The sequence below is a fragment of the Lactiplantibacillus fabifermentans DSM 21115 genome (assembly GCF_000498955.2).
Taxonomy (GTDB): Bacteria; Bacillota; Bacilli; order Lactobacillales; family Lactobacillaceae; genus Lactiplantibacillus; species Lactiplantibacillus fabifermentans.
Map to the genome: position 1 here is coordinate 14,610 of NZ_AYGX02000043.1, position 23,826 is coordinate 38,435.

Annotated in this window: 17 protein-coding genes; 13 read left to right on the forward strand and 4 right to left on the reverse strand. The window is 46.2% G+C overall.

The window, feature by feature from the left end; genetic code table 11:
- Positions 1–615: 615 nt before the first annotated feature.
- Positions 616–1,206, forward strand: a complete 591-nt coding sequence (locus tag DY78_RS03375) for an ECF transporter S component (protein WP_024624116.1) — start codon at positions 616–618, stop codon at positions 1,204–1,206.
- A gap of 46 nt (positions 1,207–1,252) precedes the next feature.
- Here the strand turns inward: DY78_RS03375 and DY78_RS15985 are convergent, their stop codons facing one another.
- Both DY78_RS15985 and DY78_RS03380 read right to left on the reverse strand, forming a co-directional pair.
- The gene (locus tag DY78_RS15985) at positions 1,253–1,429 is read right to left on the reverse strand and encodes a hypothetical protein (protein ID WP_156093408.1); all 177 of its coding nucleotides are present in this window, start codon (positions 1,427–1,429) and stop codon (positions 1,253–1,255) included.
- 61 nt (positions 1,430–1,490) lie between these two features.
- Complete coding sequence (locus DY78_RS03380; RefSeq protein ID WP_024624117.1) at positions 1,491–4,424, reverse strand: KxYKxGKxW signal peptide domain-containing protein; 2,934 nt, start codon at positions 4,422–4,424, stop codon at positions 1,491–1,493.
- A gap of 461 nt (positions 4,425–4,885) precedes the next feature.
- Here DY78_RS03380 and DY78_RS03385 point away from each other — a divergent pair, with 461 nt between their 5' ends.
- The 4 genes from DY78_RS03385 to cydC all read left to right on the forward strand — a co-directional run bounded on the left by DY78_RS03385 (position 4,886) and on the right by cydC (position 10,929).
- Entirely contained in the window at positions 4,886–6,325 is a 1,440-nt protein-coding gene (locus DY78_RS03385; protein WP_024624118.1) for a cytochrome ubiquinol oxidase subunit I, read from the forward strand.
- Positions 6,318–7,313, forward strand: a complete 996-nt coding sequence (gene cydB / locus DY78_RS03390) for a cytochrome d ubiquinol oxidase subunit II (RefSeq protein ID WP_024624119.1) — start codon at positions 6,318–6,320, stop codon at positions 7,311–7,313. Before DY78_RS03385 ends, cydB begins: the two co-directional genes overlap by 8 nt.
- Positions 7,314–7,450: 137 nt before the next feature.
- A complete protein-coding gene (gene cydD / locus DY78_RS03395; protein ID WP_024624120.1) occupies positions 7,451–9,184 on the forward strand; it encodes a thiol reductant ABC exporter subunit CydD in 1,734 nt (577 codons plus the stop codon).
- Positions 9,184–10,929, forward strand: a complete 1,746-nt coding sequence (cydC, locus tag DY78_RS03400; RefSeq protein WP_024624121.1) for a thiol reductant ABC exporter subunit CydC — start codon at positions 9,184–9,186, stop codon at positions 10,927–10,929. The genes cydD and cydC overlap by 1 nt, the downstream gene beginning before the upstream one ends.
- Before the next feature lie 615 nt (positions 10,930–11,544).
- Here cydC and DY78_RS03405 read toward each other — a convergent pair.
- Positions 11,545–12,522, reverse strand: coding sequence for a polyprenyl synthetase family protein (locus DY78_RS03405; protein ID WP_024624122.1), 978 nt, complete (start codon positions 12,520–12,522; stop codon positions 11,545–11,547).
- A gap of 151 nt (positions 12,523–12,673) precedes the next feature.
- Here DY78_RS03405 and DY78_RS03410 point away from each other — a divergent pair, with 151 nt between their 5' ends.
- A complete protein-coding gene (locus tag DY78_RS03410) occupies positions 12,674–13,588 on the forward strand; it encodes a prenyltransferase (protein WP_024624123.1) in 915 nt (304 codons plus the stop codon).
- Positions 13,589–13,678: 90 nt separating this feature from the next.
- On the opposite strand, the gene DY78_RS03415 is transcribed toward DY78_RS03410, so the two are convergent.
- Positions 13,679–14,653, reverse strand: coding sequence for a Gfo/Idh/MocA family protein (locus DY78_RS03415; protein WP_024624124.1), 975 nt, complete (start codon positions 14,651–14,653; stop codon positions 13,679–13,681).
- Positions 14,654–14,795: 142 nt separating this feature from the next.
- Here DY78_RS03415 and DY78_RS03420 point away from each other — a divergent pair, with 142 nt between their 5' ends.
- The 7 genes from DY78_RS03420 to DY78_RS03450 all read left to right on the forward strand — a co-directional run bounded on the left by DY78_RS03420 (position 14,796) and on the right by DY78_RS03450 (position 23,725).
- A complete protein-coding gene (locus DY78_RS03420) occupies positions 14,796–15,443 on the forward strand; it encodes a glycoside hydrolase family 73 protein (RefSeq protein ID WP_024624125.1) in 648 nt (215 codons plus the stop codon).
- Between the two features lie 39 nt (positions 15,444–15,482).
- Complete coding sequence (locus DY78_RS03425) at positions 15,483–16,067, forward strand: xanthine phosphoribosyltransferase (RefSeq protein WP_024624126.1); 585 nt, start codon at positions 15,483–15,485, stop codon at positions 16,065–16,067.
- Between the two features lie 20 nt (positions 16,068–16,087).
- Complete coding sequence (locus DY78_RS03430) at positions 16,088–16,627, forward strand: DUF2179 domain-containing protein (RefSeq protein ID WP_024624127.1); 540 nt, start codon at positions 16,088–16,090, stop codon at positions 16,625–16,627.
- Positions 16,628–16,729: 102 nt separating this feature from the next.
- Complete coding sequence (locus DY78_RS03435) at positions 16,730–17,905, forward strand: 5-(carboxyamino)imidazole ribonucleotide synthase (RefSeq protein WP_024624128.1); 1,176 nt, start codon at positions 16,730–16,732, stop codon at positions 17,903–17,905.
- 305 nt (positions 17,906–18,210) lie between these two features.
- Positions 18,211–20,475 (forward strand): DNA helicase PcrA, encoded by a 2,265-nt coding sequence (gene pcrA / locus DY78_RS03440; protein ID WP_024624129.1) that lies wholly within the window; start codon positions 18,211–18,213, stop codon positions 20,473–20,475.
- Between the two features lie 23 nt (positions 20,476–20,498).
- On the forward strand, positions 20,499–22,544 hold the full coding sequence (gene ligA, locus DY78_RS03445; RefSeq protein WP_024624130.1) for an NAD-dependent DNA ligase LigA: 2,046 nt from the start codon (positions 20,499–20,501) through the stop codon (positions 22,542–22,544).
- Complete coding sequence (locus tag DY78_RS03450; RefSeq protein WP_024624131.1) at positions 22,541–23,725, forward strand: CamS family sex pheromone protein; 1,185 nt, start codon at positions 22,541–22,543, stop codon at positions 23,723–23,725. The genes ligA and DY78_RS03450 overlap by 4 nt, the downstream gene beginning before the upstream one ends.
- Positions 23,726–23,826 lie beyond the last annotated feature (101 nt).

The window sequence follows — 23,826 nt, forward strand, 5'->3', positions numbered from 1 at the left end:
TCAGTGATATGGCTAAGCTCGGTCAATTGATTGTAAAAATAGGATTGCCGTTAAAGTGTTTTTTAAGCTGTGCCAGTTTATATGGATAATAGGGAAAAACTCAGTTAATCGAGATTCACCGATATTTGGAAGGCCCTCTCTAGAGCCAGCCTTATGCTAAGGTGTTCGATGAAAAAATGGCAATTTTCGAGATCGTGTTGTGCTGATTAGTCGGAATATTAGTACTGGATTAACTAGTTGATAAATATCATTACAATGAGAAAATCGTAATGTGAGCCGTTGTATTATAAGTGTGGGTAACCTGGGTGACTCGAAGCAACGTTGTGCCCACCATGTCGCAACGTTTTTCAAACTTTCTTAATATTGGTTATTGCAAAAATCAGTTATCAAAGTTTATAAAAATAGTAGCTGATATAAATGGCGTAACGTCCAAAATATGCTTGGCGTACCATTAGTATTTGAGAGGCAACGATTAACTTAAAAAAAGAACCATTTTTCCGCCGGAGGGCACGGCAATTAAAAAACAATCTAAGACGTATTAAAGTAGCACACGCGAACGGCACAATGGTATAATGGATTATTCAAAAAAGGTGAAGAAGAGTGGAGGTGGCGCGGATGCAACGACGGTCCAACGCCTATCATATTAGTGTGCTGGCGGTCTTGATGGCGATTATTATCGTCCAAAATGTCGTGCCGTTTTTTGGTTATATTCCGATTTCTGGGTTGAGTTTGACGACGATTCACGTTACCGTGATTGTGGCGGCCGTGGTGCTCGGGCCTAAAGATGGGGCGTTAGTTGGTGGTATGTGGGGTGTGATTGACTGGATTCGGGCGTTTGTCGCGCCGACCAGTGCCTTGGCACCGTATGTGTTTACGAATCCGCTCGTCTCAGTGGTGCCCCGGGTCCTGATTGGGGTCGTGGCGGGTTGGACGTTTATCTGGTGGCAACGCCGTGGTAAACAGATGTTAGGCTTAACGTTGGCCGGTATTGCTGGGTCGTTAACGAATACGATTTTGGTGCTCGGTTTGATTGGGACATTGTATGCCGATCGGGCGGCCGGGTTCTATAAAGTCGACTTGACGAAATTGATGCCATACTTGCTGACGATTGTTGGTATTAACGGGGTTCCTGAAGCTATTTTAGCGGGAATATTAGTACCGTTAATTGGGATGCCACTCCTGCGTTTTCAACGTAAAAATAAATAAAATGATAAAAAGCCCGTCAACGAAATTTTCGTTGGCGGGCTTTTTACTATTTAACGGCTTGAACTTGCTTCTGACTGATGATGACTTTATTGTGATATTTATCAACAATCGCCGGATCGTCAGACTTGAAAGTAATTAAATACGAATTCACGTAAACTTTCGCAATTTCACCGATGTAAGTTTTATCTTCTAAAACGAATTGAACGTGACTACCAATCTCCATGGGCCGACCTCTTCTCTGAAGCTGTCGTAAATATACCATGAAATCAGGTGTTCGCAAAGTCTTAAGCGTTTTTGTTGAAACGACGACGTAGGCTGACCCAAGCACCGGTTACTAAGGCCATCAAGCTGGCACCTAAAGCAGCGAACCATGATTGTGATTTTTCAGTTGTTTGTGGTAATACTTGGGCAGTTGTCGCGGCTTTAGCAGCAGTCGGCTTAGTTGTGTTCGTATCGGTGACAGCACTGACGCTTGCTTTGGCGGTGTCAACGTCAGCCGTATTAGTCGCAGCTAACAAATCATTAGTACTAGTTTGATAACGGGCACTAACTGGGGCAATTAAATCATCCGCAGTCGTGTGGTCGGTTAACAAGCTAGCAGTAACCACGGAACCACTTTGGTCATCAGTTACTAACGCATCGTTGTTGCTATCAATCAAATCATCAGCAGTTGTAACCACTGTGGATGTAGCGTTTGCTGAATTATTAGTAGCGCTTGTTCCAGTAGCCGTATTCGTGCTGCTCTTAGTAGTTGAACTAGTCTTACCAGTGGTATTCGTAGTTGTTTCACCAGTATCAACATCGGTAGCTTTGCTGCCATCAACGGTCGTTAAATCATCATTGGTTGCCGTTTGATTGCCATTGTTGCCAGTTGTTGTAGTACTACTGCTACCGTTAGTGGTGGTATCGCTTGTAGCGTTACCACTTTCAGCGGTAGCGCTTGAGCTATCAGTTGTGGTGGTATCACCAGTTGTCGTGGTCGTATTGCCACCATCGGTAGTTGGCACTTCGACGCCCGCAGCGGCTAAAGCTTCGGCTAAGAAGGCTTTGATGTGAGCGGTGTATTGTAAGATGGCATCGTTAGCAGATGCATGGCCACCAACTTGTCCAGGCAATAACCAGACCGTTTGTAAAGCTGACTTATTAGCTGCGGCCAATTCCAATGATTGGGTATATGGAATAAATTGGTCATCTTCGGTATGGATTAACATCAATGGGACTTGAACACCCGCGGCAGCGGCGACCCCAGAAACATCATCTAAACCAAAACCTTGTTTCGATTCTAATAAGCTGTTAACGGCGGCATAGACTTTATCAAATGGTAAGAGTGGCAAGCTGTCCGTTAATGAAGGTAAGCCTAATGCGACTAATTTAGCTGAAACCGCTGCGACGGCTTTCGCATACAGCGAGCTACCCAGTTCTTGTAACGTTGAATAGCCAGCATCCGCAATGACGGCTTTAACCGATTTGGATAATCCTGGTACCGAAGCAGCCTCAATCACGGTATCAGCGCCAAGTGATTGGCCGTAGAAGACGACTTCACTGTTGGCACCGTTACGGGCATCAACCATCTTGACCCAGTTTAACCAATCGTACTTATCTTGGTAGCCAAAAGTCATGTCGTTGCCATCACTTAAGAATTGGCCCCGTTGACTTGGCATCAAAATGTTGTAACCCATGTCGTACCAAATCTTCGAAACATAACCGATCCAGTCAGGCTTTTGGGTCCAACCTTGACCAATAACGACGGTCTTGGTTGAATTACCATTTTGGATATAAGTGGCCCGGACGAGTTTAGTGGCATCATTATATTCGGGGAGTTCCCAAGTTTCTTTGGTGACGTTGTTCCACCAAGTGACGGCTTCGGGATAGTAGGTTTGTGCGGCTTCACGGTCGGCGGCATAAGCGACGGGATCGAGACCTTCCCAGAAGTCAGAAACTGAGTAGCGGGTCGGGTCCAACATGGTCCGGAATTCGGATAAAGCTTCGGAACCCGAACCGGTAAAGATCATTTGATATAACAAGCTACCGACAACCTTGCTAGCAATCGTTGAAGGTAACTCTTTGAGGTTATTAATGGCAGTCGCTAATTTTTCTTTAGCTTTGTTAATGATGGCTTGCGATGCCGTACCGTCAGTTGCCGCTTTGTAAAGGGCGACAAAGTCAGCTAAATCAATGGTGACCGTCTTAGTAGAAGTTTGATTCGTTGATGAAACGGACTTCCAAGTAATGGCGTAAGGGCCCGTTTTTTCAACGGTGATGGTGCCTTGATTATCCAAAGTGGAATCATCAGTCGTATAAATGGGACCGTGGTCGCTAATTTGAACCCCCGTCAATTCGGAAACTAATGATGCCACGGCAGAGAGGGCCGCGTTGGAAGCAGCAACCGGATCAGTTGCTGCACTAGTGGCCGTAACGTCCAAGGCTTCAGCGACTGGGGTAGCCGCTTGTTGGTTATCGTTCGCCGTTAAATCATCGGCTAAGCCGGTCGTATCGGTCGTAGTTGCTGGTTGCGCAGCACTTTCGTTGGTCGTGTTTTCAGTGGCAGCCGCGTCAGCATTGGCGGCATCCCCTGCAGTATCAACCGCAGGCGTCGTCGTATCAGGCGTCACGTTGGTGGTATCGGTGGTTGTCGTCGTATCGGTCGTGGCGGTGTTGTTATCATTAGTGGTATCTGATGCAGCATTGGTCGAATCCTTGACCGTTGTGTCGGTGTCAGACGTCACAGCCGCGTTATTGTTGGCTGCATCACTAGTAGCGGTTTGCTTACCAGTGGTTTGGTCAGTCGTCGTGGTAGCGGGCGTCGTTTGATTGTCGCTGGCACTTTCGGCAGTCGCGGTACTCGTGCTGGTATTAGTATTAGTATTCGTATCGCTAGCAGTGTCCTGGTTATTAGTGGTGCCGTCAGTAGATTGGTTCGATGTATTGTCACTGGTATTGTTGCTATTGGCAGCTGGACTCGAAACATTGCTGCTTTCCGAAGTAGTACTAGTGGCACTAGCGGCTTGCGTTGGTGTTCCGGTTGCCACGTTCGCGGCAACCACAGCGGTGGTGGAAGTTGGCGCGGTTGATGTGACCGTGTCGGCTTGCGCATTCGTGGTTAATAAAAGTGAGGTGGAAACACTGGCGAGTGTGATCCCCGCATAAACCCAGTGTTTACCCGACTTAAACATCTTATATCGACCAATTTCTGGCTTCCCCGGTTGATTTTTTCGCATTTACTTACTCCTCTTAATAATTTATTCTATTTTGCATTATGAATATACCATGTACAAAATGGTTTAGTAGCTTTTACTAATATAATTGTGACTAAATTGTGAAGGAATCAAAGTACGGGGGTATTGGTTTATAATATAAAATAAGTTAAACGGACCTGACCGGTAACTAACCTTGATGGAATCAATAAGTAAGCCCTTTTTTAATAGCGGCTTGATTGTGCAGTAATGGGCATGCTGACGAAATAAATCGGAAACTATATCAATCTATTTAACCTTAATGTCACTTTACAAACTGGTAAAACAGTTAGAAATCGGCCTTGAAAATTAGGGTGTTTGACTATTTTAGGAATAAAAGTTGAGATTGATTGAATTTTCACTTATCAGTTGATATGATAAAGATGAATTATTGGTGGCGCTTACGGGGGTCATTAAACAGTTTAATAAAAAAGGGGGGACCATTTATGAATCTCGGATTAAGTATTTTATCCTTGGCGCGGTTCCAATTTGCGATGACCACAGTGTTTCATTTCTTCTTTGTGCCATTATCAATCGGTTTAGCTTTCGTTGTTGCAATTATGGAAACGAACTATGTCATCAAAAAAGATGTCATGTATAAACATATGGCGCAGTTTTGGGGCCGGATTTTCCTACTTAGCTTCGCAGTGGGGGTCGTGACAGGGATTATTCAAGAATTCCAATTTGGGATGAATTGGTCTGATTATTCACGCTTCATGGGTGACATTTTCGGGGCACCATTGGCGATTGAAGCCTTAGTTGCCTTCTTTATGGAATCCACATTTATTGGGTTATGGATGTTCGGTTGGGACCGGTTTAACGCCGGTATCCACTGTGCGTTCATCTGGTTAACTTCCATTGGGACGATGATTTCGGCGATGTGGATCTTAGCCGCTAACAGTTTCATGCAAAACCCAGTGGGCTTTATGATTAATGCCAAAACGGGTCGCGCACAAATGACGAGTTTTAGCGCTGTCATTAAAAACCCACAACTGTGGTACGAATTACCACACGTTTTGTTTGGGGCGTTTGTGACTGGTTCGTTTGTTGTTGCCGGGATGGCGGCTTTCGCGTTACTCAAAAAACGCAATGTGCAGTTCTTCCGAAAGTCACTCAAAGTTAGCTTGATTGTTGGTTTATTAGCAACCATCGGTGTTGTTGGCATGGGGGACTTACAAACGCGTTACATCATTAAAGAACAACCAATGAAGTTTGCCGCGACTGAAGGGTTATACAAAGACTCCGGTTCACCGGCGGCTTGGTCGGTGATTGAGAGTATGGATACGAAGAATCACAAGAGCAATTGGTCCATTGATGTCCCATACGTCTTGGATATTTTGAGTTATCACAAGTTATCAGGGAACGTTAAGGGTCAAAATACCTTGAACAAAGAATTACATGCCAAATACGATAAGAAGTTTTGTAAAGATATGAATTACTACGTCCCAGCTAAGACCTTGTTCTGGAGTTTCCGGGTCATGGCAATTTCTGGTGGCCTGTTCGCCTTGATTGCCATTGTAGGGTTGATCTTCAACCGGGCTAGTTCTGATTTGATTATCCGACAACGGTGGTTCTTATGGGTCTTAGGGATTTGTACCTTCCTGCCATTTGCTGCTAATACTGCCGGCTGGTTCATTACTGAATTAGGCCGTTACCCATGGGTCGTTTATGGGTTATTAACGATTGCCGATGCCGTTTCACCAAACGTCAGTGTCGCGTCGTTACTCATTTCAAATATTGTTTACTTCTGCTTATTCAGTGGTTTAGGGGTCGTCATGATTGTCTTATCACGGCGTGCCTTGCATCATGGTCCGGACGACTTATTACAAGCCACCGACGATGCACCATATGACCCTTACGGTAAGGGGGCGTTCAGTCATGAGTAACTTACAATTTTTATGGTTTGTGTTAGTTGGCGTGTTATTTAGCGGTTTCTTCTTCCTCGAAGGCTTTGACTTCGGGGTGGGGATGACCATCAAGAGTTTGGCGCAAACGCGGCAAGAACGCGATGTTGTGATTCATACGATTGGCCCGCACTGGGATGCCAATGAAGTGTGGTTAATCACGGCTGGTGGCGCGATGTTCGCCTCGTTTCCAATGTGGTACGCGAGCTTGTTCTCTGGTTTTTATCTCATCTTGTTATTGATCTTAGTGGCCTTGATTATGCGGGGCGTCTCGTTTGAATTCCGTAGTCGGATGGAAAGCGAAAGTGGTCGTAACTTCTGGGAATGGGCGGCTGCCTTAGGGAGTTTCTTCGCCGCGTTCTTATTTGGAATGATGTTTACCGCCATGGTCAAAGGGATGCCGATTAACGCGAACGGCGATATGACGGCACATTTCACGGATTACGTTAACTTGTTCTCAATCGTTGGTGGGGTTGCAGTGACGTTACTCTGCTACTTACACGGCTTGAACTTTATTCGTCTAAAGACCACCGGAACGTTACGGGCCCGCGCCTTACAATGGGCGAAACCATTATATTGGGTCTTGTTTGCCGGCGAAGTCGTCTTTGCTATCTTGTTGTTCTTCAACACGGATTTCTTCACCAAGAAACCAGTTTCGACCACAATTTTGGTCGTTGCCTTAGTAGTCTTAACTGTTTTGGCAACTTGGGGCGTCTATGGTAATCATGAATGGCTCTCATTCATTAGCAGTGGCTTGTCCTTAATCGATGTCGTCGTCTTGTTGTTCAATGGCTTGTTCCCACGGGTTATGGTGGCCAACAATGCGGCTAACAGCATCTTAATTAAGAATGCGTCCAATTCACCATACACGTTACATTTGATGACGGTCATTTCGTTATCCGTCTTACCAATTATGTTAATCTACTTCATTTGGAGCTATTGGGTCTTTTACAAACGCTTGGCGTCGTAAAAAAGACACGTTACCACCCCTAATTAGTTAACGTGGTGGTACAATAAATTTAATAGCACAAAACGGGTCGTGACTTGGCCGAGTGCCAGAGTCACGGCCCGTTTTAGTTTAATTTTTAACAGGGAGGGGACGGTTGCATGTTTGATCCGGCTTTATTCAAATTACCGGGCATGCGTAAATTGGCCGTTTGGCTGAGCATTTTAGCAGTCATTGAAGGCTTGTGTATTATTGCCCAAGCATATTATTTATCGGTCGCCATTGTCGGGTTATGGCATTTACACGCGTTAAACACGATTGTGCGACCAATGTTGTTGTTTGCCTTAGCCTGGGTAGGGCGGCAACTATTAGTCGTCGTCAAGAATCGGTTGATGTATCCGATCGTCGAAAAAACATCGGGCGATATGCGCCGCCAAGTGATGCAAAAGTTGTATCAACTCGGGCCCAGTTATGTCGCCAAGACCGGGACCGGGAATGTCGTAACGACGGCCTTAGAAGGTATCGATAAAGTTCAGACTTACCTCATGTTCGTCGTCATTAAAGTCATTGATATGATGGTTATTCCGTGGGTCATTTTAATTTATATCGCATTTTTGCGGTGGCGCGAAGCGTTATTCTTATTAGCTATTTTTCCTTTAATCATCGTTTTCATGATTATTTTAGGCTATGCGGCGCAAGCTAAGGCTGACCGGCAATATGTGGGTTATCAACGCATGTCCAATCATTTTGTCGATACGTTACGGGGCTTACCGACGTTGAAGCAATTAGGACTGAGTAAACGCTACGCTGAAAATGTTTATCAAGTCAGCGAAGGTTATCGTAAACAAACGATGGCAGTCATTAAGATCGCGATGCTCTCGACATTTGCTCTGGACTTCTTTACGACTTTGTCGATTGCCGTGGTTGCGGTTTTTCTTGGCTTCGGCTTAGTTGACGGGACGATTGGATTATTACCGGCATTAGTGATTTTAGTGCTTTCACCAGATTACTTCTTACCGTTGCGGACATTTGCCAATGATTACCATGCGACTTTAAATGGTAAAAATGCGTTTGCCGATGTCCAAAAAATGTTAGCGCTGCCGGTACCAACGGAGCGACTACAATTAGGTGAACAACCGCTCAACTGGCGAGCCGATAGTGACTTACAACTGACCAACGTTAATTTCAGTTATGATGGCAATCAGCTTGCGCTTAAAGACTTAAATATTACGGCGCACGGGTACCAACGGATTGGCATTATCGGGGCCTCTGGTTCTGGTAAATCCACCCTAATTAACTTGCTAGGGGGCTTTTTGTCGCCGGCCGTGGACGATGGGACGATTGCGGTCAATGGTCAAACCGTCTCACATTTGAGCCAACAGGCGTGGCAACAAAGTTACTTTTATATTCCGCAAAATCCGTACTTGTTCCATGCGACCTTAGCGGAAAATATCGCGTTTTATCAACCTGAGGCGGGCTTGAGTGCGATTGGCCAAGCTGCTGAAAAAGCTGGTTTAACGGCCTGGATTCAGACGTTACCGGATGGCTTGAATACGAAGATTGGGGAAGGGTCCCGCGGCGTATCCGGGGGCCAAGCGCAACGAATCGCGTTAGCGCGGGCCTTTCTGGATGACTCGCGGAAAATCTTATTATTCGACGAACCGACCGCTCATTTGGATATCGAAACGGAAGCCGAATTGAAACAAACGATTTTGCCCGTTTTAGATGATCACTTAGTCTTCTTTGCGACCCACCGGCTCCACTGGATCAATCAGATGGATTACGTGCTCGTGATGGACCACGGTCAAATCGTGGAACAAGGCACGCCGGCCGAACTGGCAGCCCACAATGGTGCCTACGTTCGGTTACGTGATGAAATGGTAGGTGCAATCTAATGAAAGACTTTTTTGGCACATTTAAACACGATACTTGGGTCATGCCTTACTTGCGTAAATATAAAAAGTTACTCGCGTTGACCTTGTTTTTAGGCTTGATGACCTTTTTCTGTGGGTCAGCGTTGATGTTTAACTCCGGCTATTTGATTAGTAAAGCCGCCCGGCATCCTTACAACATTTTGATGATTTACGTACCGATTGTCCTGACGCGAGCCTTTGGGATTGGCCGCCCAGCATTCCGATATGCGGAACGGATTACGAGTCACAACTGGGTCTTACGCATCGTTTCTGATTTTCGGAAGAAACTGTATCAAGCAGTGGAAAAACACGCGGTCGCGATTCGGCAAAATTTTCAAACGGGGGATGTCTTAAGCATTTTAGCCGATGATATCGACCATATTGAAAACTTGTATTTGCGGACGGTTTTTCCCACAGTTATAGCGTTACTGATGTACTTGATTATTATCCTGGCGCTCGGTTACTTTAGTTGGTGGTTTGGGCTGTTGATGTTATTGATGCTAGGCTTAGTGGTGATTGTAATGCCACTGTGGTCGGTGTTGATTAACGGCGCGCGTGAAACGCAAAGTCGGCAAATTCAACAGACGTTTTATACCCAGCTGACCGATGCCGTCATGGGTTTAGGGGATTGGTTAATTTCCGGTCGGCAAAAAGACTTCACCGACCGTCAAGACCAGCCAATCGACGCAATTGCCAAGTTGCGCCGGCGCGACCATCAATTTCAGTGGTGGCGTGATTTTACCATTCAAATTATCTTTGGCGTGATTTGTTTGGCGTTACTCGTATGGAGTAGCTTTTATTGGACGAGTGACAAAGCTAGTGCCAACTGGATTGCGGCCTTTGTCTTATCGGTTTTTCCATTAGTTGATGCGTTTCAGTCCGTCAGCCAAGGGGTCAGTGAATGGCCTAGTTACCAACGTTCTATCAAACGTGTCAATGACCTCGATACGACGCCGACCGATGAAACGGACCAAACGGTGTTGACCGAAGACTTTAACGTGCTGCGGGTCGCTGATTTGGATTTCCAATATACCGACACGAGTCGCCAAATCTTTAAGCAATTGAATTTGACCTTGCAAGCTGGCGAAAAGCTCGCATTATTAGGACCATCGGGAACGGGGAAGAGTACGCTGTTAAAACTCATTCTCGGTGACTTACAGCCAACTAACGGTACGGTCCAGTTAAATGACGTGCCCGTCAGCCGGTTACAAAATGAACGGGCCCAGTTATTCGGCGTTCTGGACCAACAACCATACTTGTTTAATACGTCGATTATGAATAATGTCCGGATGGGGAACGAAGAAGCCACCGACGACCAAGTCAAAGCAGCGTTAAAGGCCGTTGAACTGGAACCGTTAATCACGGCATTGCCGGATGGTTATGAAACGGTCGTTGAAGAAGGTGGCGCGCGTTTTTCTGGTGGTGAGCGCCAACGGATTGCGTTAGCCCGCATTTTGTTACAAGATGCACCCATTATTATTTTGGACGAACCCACTGTTAGTTTGGACCCCATTACGGAAGCACACCTGTTACAAACGGTCTTCCGCGTTCTAAACGACAAGACGATCCTCTGGGTCACGCACCATTTGGCCGGCATCAACAACGTCGACCAAGTCCGCTTCCTAGAAGACGGTCAATTCGACATGGCCGGCACGCCGCAAGACCTCTACGCCACGGCGCCGCGGTTCAAACGGTTATACGATTTGGACCAAGGACAAGAAGATTAGTTGTTAACTGTTGCCGCTGACGCCCAACTAAACTGGTGCTTTAATCAAAATGGGATGATGCCAATTTCTTGGTACTATCATTTTTGCTAGATGTTAGGTAAGGTGCTCATTGCATTGTCTCAATAGCCAATTCTGAGATGGAATTTTCCAAGATATCGGTGGTTTACATTACTATTGACCCACAACTAAATTAACGGTTATAAAAATCGGCTCCGCTACGTATCGTTGTACGTTGTAGCGGAGTCGATTTTGTTGTTACGGGTAATTTCAGGTTACTCGCTGTGTTGTACCATTGGTGGGGGCGTAGTTGCCAACGGTTAAGCCATCCTAGTTTGTGAAATATTAATATTGGTTATGCTGCACTGAATGTTTATAACGCATAAATATTAGTGGAATTTGCAACTTTCCTACATTCGGGGAAGATAAACTAATGCTAGTTAATAATCTGATAAGCAGCATTAGTTCATTTTTTGCTGGGCATTCAGTTGTACTTAAGCTGAATTAAGCAGTTGGTTGACCGTAATGGAATTGTCCCTGGACGATGGAATTACAGTCAACCAACTGCGGTAACAACCACAAAAAAGCCCGCAGTAGCGCACCGCGGGCTGAAAATAATTAATGATTGCGAACTAATAATTGGGTCACTAAGCTGCGTAACGTTTGTTGCGTGCTGCCGGCTGGGAGCCGGTTGATGAGGGTTAAGGCTTGTTGCGTGTAATCAGTGGCTAGTTGTTGGGCTTTGGTCACGCCGCCTAAGGCAATGACTTGGTCGCGGATGTTGAGCAACTCCGCGTTAGAAATCACCATACCGGGCATCGGTAATAGCTTGGCTAAGGTGGGGTCGCTTTGGAGTGCATAAATCAGTGGTAATGAATAAACGCCATCCTTTAAGTCGGTCAAGACCGGCTTATGGGTGATTTCTTCGTCACCGGTATAGTCGAGAATGTCGTCTAACATCTGATAAGCTAAACCCATCCGATTGCCAATTTGCCGCGCTAACTTCGCGATTTCGGCGGAAGCTCCGGCTAAATGGGCGCCTTGCTCACAGCTTAAACTGAACAAGCAGGCGGTTTTGCCCGCAGCGACATTTAAGTAGTCACTTAAAGTCGTCGTGGGTTTAAAGTTGTGGGCCATTTGATCGAGTTCGCCTTGCAAAATTGCGCGCATCGCCGCGGTGTTGACTTTCACGTCAGCCGGCGTTTTCGCCGCAATTAAGACTTGGTCGAAGTAACACGTAAATAACAAGTCGCCAGCGTAAATCGCGTTGCGTTGGCCGTAATCTTGATGAATCGTCGTGACGTGGCGGCGTTCCTTAGCTTCGTCAATGACGTCATCATGAATCAAAGTCGCGACGTGCAAAAGTTCCATCGCGGCCGCCCCCGCCTGTAAGCGCACTGGATCTTGTTCTGCCCCGAATTGGCTAAACAAGTAGAAGAAACCGGGGCGTAAAAACTTGCCACCGGCCGCTAACAGCTGATGGACCCGGTCATTGATGGCCGCGTTATCTATTTTGACGTTGGCCATTAAGTATGGTTTAAGCGCTGCCAATTGCGCGTGGACCGGTGTATCTGGTTGCCAAATCGTTTGAATCATCGCATTTCACCCCGTTATGCCTAAAATCATTTTAGTGAACCCAGCCAATTGTGCAGTGGTTCAACTTGCAGGCTGGCGAAAACTAAAATACAATTAATTTAAAGGTACAAATAACTCGAAAGCTTGTCAAACAAAAAGGGGGAGTTATTTTTTGAAACCGAAAGTTTTTCTGGAATTTGTGGAAATCAAGTCGTTGATTGCGAGTGTCTTGCCGTTTGTGCTCGGTAGTTTGTACGCGGTCTATAATTATCACCAATTACATTTAGGTTATTTGCTATTGTTCTTTATTGCGTCATCTTTATTTCACATGGCGACTAATGCCAATGATAATTACCAAGATTTTATTCACGCGCCGCGCAATCACGATAACCAAGAATTTTTGGAAGAAACCAATGTCGTCGGCGTCAACCAAATTTCAATCAGCCAAGCACGGTTGTTGACGTTTGGCTTGGCCGGCGTTTCGCTGGTGATTGGTTTGTGGTTAGTCACGAAAACGGGGTTACCATTACTATGGATGGGAATCTACTCGTATGCGGTTGGCTATTTTTATGCCGGCGGACCCAAACCCATTTCCAGTGGGCCATTTGGCGAATTCTTCTCCGGTTTTACGATGGGGTTTATGATCTTTTGGATTTCGGTGTACATCAACACTTTCGACCGGGTGCCCATCACGTGGCAAAATACTGGCGAAGTGTTAATTGCCTCGGGATTGGCCATCTTCGCGATTGCCAACATTATGCTAGCCAACAATATTTGTGACATGGACGAAGATATCGCATTGGGACGCCACACGATTTTATATTATTTAGGTAAACCAGTGATGTTACAAGTCTTTGCCTGGAGCTACATTGCCGGTTACGTTTGTTTAATGGTCGCGGTTTGGTTGGGGGTCTTACCAAAATTCAGCTTGTTGACGTTAATCAGTGTGATTCCAGTGCTAAAAAATACCCACCTATTTTTACAAAAACAAGTTAAACGGGAGACTTTCATCTTAGCTATCAAAAACGCTACAATCATTTGTTTGTCGTTTATCGTTTTCATGGGCTTAGGACTAGTATTTCATTAGGGCCATAGCGAAATTAAAAAAGCAGCTGGTTCCCTCAATTGGGAGCAGCTGCTTTTTAGGTTGCCAGCCTGATTAACTCAGCCTGGTTAGTTAATTTTCGAAGGGATAGCGATAGTCCCATTGTTGCCGGGCGGCCGTCATGACATCCATAACATCGGCGGTTTTGACGATGCTCGTATTCGGCAATTGACCGGCGACCATTTGTTGCATATCGGCAATTTCATAGTTCATAGCGTTCTTAGCGTCACCGGCCTTGATAATCTCGGTGTGACCGGCGCTGTCGGTGAATAGCGCTTGGTCAGCGCGGGGGTACGTGTCAATGGTGAAGTAGCCGTTTTCGTAAGCCACAATCCCTTGTTTGGGCATTTTAGCGCGGAACGTCAAGGCGACGGTGGCCAATTCATCGTTCGCATTGCGTAACGTAATCGTTTCAGCTTCATCCACGCCACTTGCGAAGCGATGCATCGTGGTGCCGGTGATGTAAGGTTTGGCGGTCAAAAATTCGCGAACAAAGGCCAGCGCGTAAACGCCAATATCAAGTAAGGCGCCACCAGCTAATTTAGGATTGAAGAAGCGGTTCGTAGCATCGGGTTCTTTGAAACTCCCAAAACTCGCCTGGACCATCTTCAAGTCGCCTAATTCACGTTCGGCTGCCAATTCATGGAGCTTGGCATATAACGGCATGTGATACAGGGTCATGGCTTCGGCCAATACCAAATGCCGCGCCCGCGCTTCCTCACGAGCGATATTTAATTCAGTACTGGACATCGTAATCGCCTTTTCACTTAAAACGTGTTTGCCGGCGCGTAACGCGGGGACAATCGTGTCCAAGTGGAAGTTGTGTGGCGTGGCCACATAGACGATGTTGATTTCAGGATCAGCTAGCATGGTGTCTAAATCACCATAGGCTTTTGGAATATCATGTTCTTTCGCAAAGGCATCGGCCTTAGCTTGTGAGCGTGAGCAGACGGCATAAATTTCACCATCAGGTTGGTCAAAATATTTAACAAAGCTATGGGCGATATTGCCGAGACCGACAATTGCCCAACGATTAGGTTTCGTCATGCAAAAACACTCCTTTTAACGCTAAATAGCGGAACTATTTTTATTTTAGCAAAAAGTTGTGGAAAATGATGGTTCTTACCGTTTTATTTTAGGCAAAAAGTCGGTAGAATAAGAGCAACTCGATTAGGAAAGTGGGGATTCCATGGCCAAAAAGCGGCGCCGGACGCGGCGTAAAAAAGCGGTAAGTAAAGGGTTCATGACGCGCAATGGGCGTATTCAATGGCTCAATGTGGTCGTCGTGTTCGCTTTAATGGCGGGCTTAGTGTGGGTCATCCAACGCAACTGGCCCCGGACTGCCAAAGCCGTCCCACCGACCACGGTCAATACGCATAGCGGGTTTATCAAAAAAGTGGCCCCCGCCGCCCAGCAAATGCAGACCAAATATCACGTGTTAGCGAGCATTACGTTAAGTCAGGCGATTTTGGAATCAGACTGGGGCCAAAGTGCCAATGCGCGCCAAAATAATAATTTGTTTGGTGTGAAAGCGAGTGCCAATCAACGTGGCAAAATGATGCTGACGAGTGAATATTACGATGGTAAATATCAAAAAGTGAAACAACGCTTTGTCGTTTACGACTCGTGGCAGGCCTCAATTGTCGGGCATGCTAAAACGCTAGCAAATGGCACTACTTGGGATAGTAACCATTATGCGGCCGTGATTGCGGCCAAAAATTATCGAACGGCCGCTAAGGCGTTGCAGGCCGCTGGATATGCGACAGATCCAAGTTATGCGCAAAAATTAATTAATATCATTCAAAAATATGACTTACAACGGTATGATAGAAAGTAAGTATTTGGATGTTAACGAAGCAATTATCAGGAGGACACTATGCGAGAACTTGAAGAACGTATTTTAAAAGATGGTCGGGTCTTACCTGGCGAAGTATTGAAGGTCGATGGCTTTTTAAACCATCAAATTGACCCCGATTTAATGTTTGCCATGGGGTCAGAATTTGCGCATTTATTCCGTGAAACCGGCGTGACTAAGATTTTGACGGTCGAATCATCCGGGATTGCCCCCGCGGTGATGACCGGGTTACAGCTCCACGTTCCCGTGGTTTTTGCTCGTAAACACAAGTCGGTGACGTTAATTGACGACTTATATACTGCGGAAGTTTATTCTTACACAAAAAAAACGTCCAATCATATTTCGATTTCCAAGAAATTTTTGGATGCAGATGATAAAGTATTAATTATCGACGACTTTTTGGCGAATGGCCAAGCAGTGCAAGGCTTATTCGACATCGCTGACCAAGCAAAATGTGAAATTGCGGGTGTCGGTATTGTGATTGAAAAAGTCTTCCAGACGGGTCACCAATTAATTGCCGACCGTGGTGTCCGGCTAGAATCCTTGGCACAAATCACCTCATTTGACGATGACCGGGTCCACTTTGCGTCAGAACAAACGGACTAAAAAAGAAAGCTGGCGGGGCCATGCAAATTAAGATGTTAGTTCTCATATTTGTGATTAATTTTGCCTATATTACATTAAATACGTTGCGCTTTTTATTAGTGATGCGTGGGTATCGGTATTTTGCGGCAATTACAAGTGTCGTGGAAATAACCATCTATGTGCTCGGGCTGTCGCTAGTATTAAATCGGTTAGATAAGCCCATTAATCTAGTAGTTTACGCGCTTGGTTATGGGGTCGGTGTGTACGTTGGGATGGTCTTAGAAGATAAGATGGCGCTAGGTTATACGATGATCTCGGTGATTTTGCCGGATCCGAAGTCGACCTTACCAGGCGTTTTGCGGAGCAATGGGTTTGGGGTCACGCAACATGTGGCCTATGGTTTGGAAGGCGAACGCCTGGAGCTAGAAATTTTAGCCCCCCGTAAAAACGAACGGCACTTATATGATTTGATAAAAACCGAAGCGCCGAACGCGTTCGTCATTGCTTACGAACCACGCTATATTTCTGGTGGTTTTTGGATAAAACATGTTAAGCGCCGGAATGCGCGGCGTAAAAAGTAAGTCACACTTGCATGCAAGTCGTGCACAACGTATGATTATTATCGGATAAGTAATCCGGAAAATCGTTTAATTTTTATTATTGACAAGAAAGTAGGGACGGATGTGGACAACTCGGTTTTAAATCCAGGTGGTACTCTCGGCATCATTGGTAACAGTACTAATGGGGTCGCCTTAGTAATTGCCGCGCGCAATGCTGGCATTAATGTCGGGGTTTACGGTGATAACGAAAATACGGAGACCATGGAACTGGCAGATTTTCGTGTTGTCGGAGCCCTCAATGATCAACAACAGTTACAAAATTTTGCGGAACGCTGTGACGTCGTGACTTATGAATCAGAAACGATCGACGCGTCAGTCGTGAACTTTATTGCAAGCAAGACGCGGGTCCCGCAAGGCGCCGACGCCTTAGAAATTATGCAAGACCGTTCCCTCGAACGGGCCTTCTTTAGCCAACTCAACTTAAACGTGGCGCCTTCCGCGACCATTGTGAGTTTGGATGATGTCTATCAATCAATCGGTTCGATTGGTTACCCAAGTATTTTGAAGCCAATTCAAAAAGGTCTCGGCCAAAATCGTCAGTTAGAAATCAAGACGCAGACGGATATCGTCAAAGCGGCTGATTTGTTAGACTGGGGGACCTACTTACTCGAATCGTTAATTCCATTCGATAAGGAATTATCCGTAATCGTCGCTAAAAATGACAACGCTACGGAATTTTTTCCAATCGTCGAAAATCGGTATCGCAATCATGAATTAATGGCGACGATTGCCCCAGCGCAAATCGACCAAGCGGTTAGTGATGAAATTTTACGAATTACGAAACAAATTAGTGATAATTTAATTTATACCGGGGTCTTTGAAGTCGCCTTCTTCTTGACCCAGAGTGGTAACTTGTATGTTAAACGGATTGTCCCCGCGATGCATCAAGCCGGGTATGTCTTTGACCGGGCCACGAATATTAGTATGGCAGAACAACACTTGCGGGCGATTGCGGGCTTACCGTTGACCCCCGTTAAGCAATTGCTGCCCGTTGTCGCGGTCTACTTTACGCCGGCTCAAGTGACGGGCGTCAAGACGCAATGGCAACTCAAGCCGAACTGGTACTTTAACTTCTATCACCGCACGATGCTCCAAGCGGAAAAAGCACCGATCGCCGGCCACGTGTTGGTTGAAGCTGATACAGTCAAAGAAGCCTTGGATCAGATTGATGATACGGCGCTTTGGCGGCTCAATCCGGTTGCCCCAATTGAGGACAACCCGGATAGTGACGCAAACTAGTGTCAAAATCACGAAATAATTTTAAATAAGTGCAAATAGTCGTGGCGACCGTGCTGTCCCGCGGCTATTTTTGTGAGGCCATTTTAGTTAATAAAAACTTAGCAAAAATTTTCCACTTTTAACGATGCGAACGTGTGTTTGCGATGGCTTTTTGGTAAAATGATAACGACCCACTCGGATGACGGGTGGTGGCGCAATTAAAATGGGGTGTCAGGCCGGTGGTTTCGCAAGCTAACCGGCGTGAAACCAACTATGAAATTTGCTATAATATTGAGTGACTGATTTTAGAAAGGGTGGCGAACAGCGTGTCGAAGGAAAGCCTACTGGCAGGAATGAATGACAAGCAACAAGAAGCCGTATTAGACACAGAAGGACCGCTACTAATTATGGCCGGGGCCGGCTCTGGGAAGACCCGAGTTTTGACGCACCGGGTAGCATATTTGATTGAAGAAAAAGGGGTTAATCCCTGGAACGTGTTAGCAATCACGTTTACGAACAAGGCTGCGCGCGAAATGCGTGAACGGGTTGGCAACTTATTGGGCGAAGATGCCCGCGATGTGTGGGTCTCGACGTTCCATGCGTTGTGTGTCCGGATTTTACGACGCGACATTGAAAAGATTGGTTATAACCGGGCCTTTACGATTGCCGGGACGAGTGAACAACGGACGTTAGTTAAACGGATCTTGAACGAACAAAATATTGATTCGAAAAAGTTCGATCCCCGGTCACTCTTATCCGCCATCTCGAATGCGAAGAATGATTTGCAGACGCCAGCAATGTATAAAGAGTCGGCGGCTAGCCCGTTTGAAAGTGTTGTGGCTGACGTATACACCCAATATCAACGTGAACTCGCCGCAGACCAAGCCGTTGATTTTGATGACTTGATCATGTTGACGATTCAATTGTTCAAAAAAGACCCGGAAACGTTAGCTTGGTATCAAAATAAATTCCACTACATTCATGTGGATGAATATCAAGATACTAATAACGCCCAATACACCTTAGTTAATTTATTGGCTGACCAATATAAGAACTTATGTGTTGTCGGGGATGCTGACCAGTCAATTTATGGCTGGCGGGGTGCCAATATGGAAAACATCTTGGACTTTGAAAAAGATTATCCGCAAGCTGATACGGTCATGTTGGAACAAAACTACCGCTCGACTAAGACCATCTTGGCAGCTGCTAACAAAGTGATTGATAACAACTCGATCCGCCGTCCGAAAAAGTTATGGACGGAAAATAACGAAGGCGAAAAGATTTCGTATTATCGTGGTCAAAGTGAAAGTGATGAAACCCATTTCGTTATCGCCAAGATTCAAGAAGAGATGCAACAAAACAACTTCAATTACGGTGACTTTGCCATCTTGTATCGGACCAACGCCCAATCCCGGGTTATGGAAGAATCACTCGTGAAGGCTAACGTGCCTTACACGATGGTCGGTGGTAACAAGTTCTACGACCGTAAAGAAATTCGAGATGTTTTGGCTTACTTAACGTTAATCGTTAATGACCAAGACTCGATGAACTTTGAACGGGTCGTCAATGAACCCAAACGAGGCATCGGTCAAACTAGTGTCGATAAGTTACGGGCCTTCGCTGATGAAGCGGGGTATTCCATGTTGGAAGCTGCGACCAATGTTGATATGGCTAACGGCATTTCCACGCGTGCTAAGGGTGGCTTGAGTCAATTCGCTGCCACGATTAATGAATTACGGGCGATGCGGGAATACTTATCCGTGACCGATTTGACGCAAGAAATCTTGAATCGCACCGGTTATATGAAGGCCTTGAAGAACGCCAAGCAAACGCAGGCTCTAGAAGCGCAGGCGCGGATTGAAAACATCGAGGAATTCTTATCGGTTACCAAACAATTCGATGATAGTTATGAACCCGAAGAAGAAGACAGTGACAAGTATGTCGATTTTTTGGCCGACTTAGCGTTAGTTTCCGACGTCGATAACGTCGAAGAAGAACCGCAAGCGGTCACGTTGATGACGCTGCATGCCGCCAAAGGATTGGAATTCCCAGTGGTCTTCATGATTGGGATGGAAGACGGCATCTTCCCATTGTCGCGGGCGATGATGGATGAAGATGAACTTGAAGAAGAACGTCGCTTAGCCTATGTTGGGATTACGCGGGCCGAAAAGAAGCTGTATCTCACTAATGCGTATTCGCGGATGTTATACGGTCGGCGGCAAAACAACCCAGCGTCACGCTTCGTTGAAGAAATTGACCAAAGTTTGATTAAGAACGAAAACACTTTGGATGGTCAAGCTGCCGGTGGTCCAAGTACGCCATTTGATCGTCGGACTCAAAGTGCGATGACCCCGCGTTACAAGAAAAATCCAATCGGGACGCGCGCCACGGTCAAAAAGGCGAGTGGGACCGGTGCGGATAAAAATAGCTGGTCGATTGGTGATAAAGTTAAGCATCGCAAGTGGGGCACGGGGACGGTCGTTAAAGTCACCGGTGCCGGCGAAGATGCAGAATTAGATATTGCGTTCAAATCAGAAGGTATTAAGCGGTTATTAGCGGCATTTGCCCCGATTGAAAAAGTAACCGACTAAACGGTTAGAGGAGGAATTTGGTCATGGCTGATCAGCCGATTTCAGAATTATCAGCGCAACAAGCCGCTAGCGAAGCGGCCCAATTGCGGCCAACGCTAAACCAGTGGCGGCAAGATTATTACGATAATGATGCGCCAAATGTGGAAGATGATATCTACGACCGTCAATACGCGCGCTTAGTAGCCTTAGAAACGGCCTTTCCAGCAATCGTAACGCCAGATTCACCCACCCAACTAGTCGGTGGGACGGTCAAAGCCGGTTTTACGAAAGTGCAACATCCGATTCCGATGTTGTCGTTGGGTGACGTCTTCTCGCAAGCAGAATTACAAGAATTTAATGACCGATTGTTAGGCAACATTGAGGCCGAAACGGTCGACTATAACTGTGAATTGAAGATTGATGGCCTCGCCTTATCGTTACGTTATGAAAACGGTCAGTTAGTGCAAGGCTCAACCCGGGGGAACGGGACGGTTGGGGAAGATATTACTAAAAATATCGAAACCATTAAGTCGATTCCCCATCAATTGACGAAGCCGTTGACTGTCGAGGTTCGTGGTGAGTGCTATATGCCCAAAGCCGCGTTTGCAGCCTTAAACGAACGACGCGAAGCCGCTGGGGAAAGCGTGTTTGCTAATCCTCGGAATGCGGCAGCCGGTTCGTTACGGCAACTTGATCCGAAAGTCACGGAAGAACGCCAATTGAGCACGTTCATGTATAACGTGGCCGACTACGAACCACTGACGGCCCGGACCCAAAGTGAAATGCTCGAAGAATTCGCGGACTTAGGGTTTAATATCAATCCGGATTTCCAAGTGGCCCATTCGATGCAAGACGTGTATGACTACATCGATAAGTACGCGGCTAAACGGTCTGACTTAGCATACGGGATTGATGGTATCGTTATTAAAGCCAACTCATTACCGATGCAACGAGACCTCGGGGCGACAGTCAAAGTACCGCGCTGGGCAATTGCCTTCAAGTTCCCACCGGATGAACAACCGACCGTTTTACGGGAAGTTGAATGGACGGTGGGCCGCACGGGGGTCGTCACCCCAACGGCGGTCATGGATCCGGTCCAATTAGCCGGAACGACCGTCGCGCGGGCATCCTTGCATAATCCAGATTATGTGGCGGCTAAAGATGTGCGGATTGGCGATACCGTCTTGTTGCATAAGGCGGGTGATATTATTCCCGAAATTTCAGCGGTTGATTTGAAAAAACGGCCCGCGGATGCGGAAGTGTTACCGATTCCGACCACTTGTCCTTCTTGTGGCGCCGACTTAGTGCATTTAGAAGACGAAGTGGCCTTGCGGTGTATTAATCCGAAGTGTCCGGCGCAAGTGCAAGAAGGCTTAGTCCATTTTGCCTCGCGGAACGCCATGAATATTGACGGCTTAGGTCCGAAATTGATTGCGCAATTATATGCCAATCATTTGGTGAGTGATGTGGCTGATTTATATCGGCTGACCACTGAACAATTATTAGCATTAGATAAAATAAAAGATAAATCTGCTGAAAATCTCTTGACAGCAATCGACCGTAGTCGCAATAATTCACTTGAACGTTTATTGTTCGGTCTCGGAATCCGGCACGTCGGCGCCAAAGTCGCGCGCCTGATTGCCCAGCATTTTGGCACCATTGAAGCCTTAATGGCTGCGGATCAAAGTGAAATCGCGGCGATTGATTCGATGGGCGATATTATTGCCAATGCGGTCGTGCAATATTTTGCCAGTGACGACGTGCAAACGTTGATCAAGGAATTGCAAGCCGTTCAAGTTAATACAACGTATCAAGGACCCAGTGAAGCGGCCACCATGGATAGTGATAGCTTCTTTGCCGGTAAACGCGTTGTTTTAACGGGTAAGTTGCAAAGCTTCACGCGCCCCGCGGCCACCGAATGGTTACAAAACCACGGTGCCACGGTTACGGGGAGTGTTTCGAAAAAAACGGACCTCGTAGTGGCGGGGGCCGATGCTGGTAGTAAGTTGCAAAAAGCACAACAGCTGGACATTGAAGTATGGGATGAAGCCCGGTTCAGCACGACAATGAGGGAGGATGCACAAGCGTGAATTTAAAACGCATACGCACGATTGGTTTAGTTGCCGTCACGGCCATTGCTTTAGCCGCGTGCGGTAACTTAAAGAGTTCGTCATTTGGGTCAAGTAGTTCGAGCACCACGACGACGACTGGGTCGAAGACGACGACCACAACGGGTTCAACTGATTCAGAATTTTATCAAGGGGTCATTAAAAACGGCCGTTATCGGACGAGCAAATCACGTGGGGTCAATGTTTCCCAAAATGATAACGTCATGAACTTGAAGAGTTTTGAAACCCAATTATTGGATGTCTCACAAAAAGTCTTCTCCACGAGCAAGTACGTGTTCCAAGAAGGCCAATATTTGAGTACGTCAACGGTGGAAAACTGGTTAGGTCGTTATTCGAAATCGAATAAGACTGGTTTGAATCCGCAAAGTAATGGGAAGACTGGGAGTACGACCCGGAATCCGATTTACTTACAACAATTGGAAGAACAAGACTATATGATTCAAAGCGGTAGCAAATTATCGCTTGGTGGGGTGACTGTTGGGTTAGGCTTGAACTCCGTGGATTATTATACGAAAGTTACTTATGGGGCCACGTATGAAACGGATATCTCAACGACGACCTTGACGGCTGAAGGGAAGAAGATGGCCAATACCGTCTTACAACGGATGCGTCAAAAGTCAGCTTTGAAGAATGTGCCAATCGTTTTAGCATTATACAAACAATCATCTAACGATAGCTTAGTTGGTGGGAACATGATTGCTTATGCCGTTTCTAAGAATGGTTCAACGTCCTTCTCTAGTTCTGACTGGAAGTCCTTGAACTGGCAAAGTTATGTCTTCCCAGCGACATCGGAATCCAAGAACTCCGGTGCCAACAGTAATGACGAATCGGACTTTAGTTCATTCAAGTCCCACGTTCAAAACTTCTTCCCGAACTTGTCAGGGGTAACGGCCAATGCGCATTATCAAAACAAGTCTTTGAAGAAATTGAGCGTTAACATTACGACTAAGTTCTATAGTGAAACCGAAATTATTAGCTTTACCCAATACTTGGCAACCGCGGCTAAACGCTACTTGCCATCAGGGGTCCCAGTTGAAATCACGGTCAAAGGCGCCGACGGAACGATTCAAAGTTTCTTAGCGCGGACGGCGAAAGGCAGTTCGTATTACACGCACGTCTTTAGCGACCAAGGTGACGACTAAATTAGAATCATAGTTTGCTAAGCAAACGCCAAATAGCCAGATGCTGAACGATAAATCGTTTTCAACATCTGGCTTTCGTGGGAAAACGGAAAAATACTGTT

Bases quoted from the DNA above. Each gene is read 5' to 3' on its own strand.
- DY78_RS03375 (WP_024624116.1), top strand. From the start codon at position 616: ATGCAACGACGGTCCAACGCCTATCATATTAGTGTGCTGGCGGTCTTG.
- DY78_RS15985 (WP_156093408.1), bottom strand. From the start codon at position 1,429: ATGGAGATTGGTAGTCACGTTCAATTCGTTTTAGAAGATAAAACTTAC.
- DY78_RS03380 (WP_024624117.1), bottom strand. From the start codon at position 4,424: ATGCGAAAAAATCAACCGGGGAAGCCAGAAATTGGTCGATATAAGATG.
- DY78_RS03385 (WP_024624118.1), top strand. From the start codon at position 4,886: ATGAATCTCGGATTAAGTATTTTATCCTTGGCGCGGTTCCAATTTGCG.
- cydB (WP_024624119.1), top strand. From the start codon at position 6,318: ATGAGTAACTTACAATTTTTATGGTTTGTGTTAGTTGGCGTGTTATTT.
- cydD (WP_024624120.1), top strand. From the start codon at position 7,451: ATGTTTGATCCGGCTTTATTCAAATTACCGGGCATGCGTAAATTGGCC.
- cydC (WP_024624121.1), top strand. From the start codon at position 9,184: ATGAAAGACTTTTTTGGCACATTTAAACACGATACTTGGGTCATGCCT.
- DY78_RS03405 (WP_024624122.1), bottom strand. From the start codon at position 12,522: ATGATTCAAACGATTTGGCAACCAGATACACCGGTCCACGCGCAATTG.
- DY78_RS03415 (WP_024624124.1), bottom strand. From the start codon at position 14,653: ATGACGAAACCTAATCGTTGGGCAATTGTCGGTCTCGGCAATATCGCC.
- DY78_RS03420 (WP_024624125.1), top strand. From the start codon at position 14,796: ATGGCCAAAAAGCGGCGCCGGACGCGGCGTAAAAAAGCGGTAAGTAAA.
- DY78_RS03425 (WP_024624126.1), top strand. From the start codon at position 15,483: ATGCGAGAACTTGAAGAACGTATTTTAAAAGATGGTCGGGTCTTACCT.
- DY78_RS03430 (WP_024624127.1), top strand. From the start codon at position 16,088: ATGCAAATTAAGATGTTAGTTCTCATATTTGTGATTAATTTTGCCTAT.
- ligA (WP_024624130.1), top strand. From the start codon at position 20,499: ATGGCTGATCAGCCGATTTCAGAATTATCAGCGCAACAAGCCGCTAGC.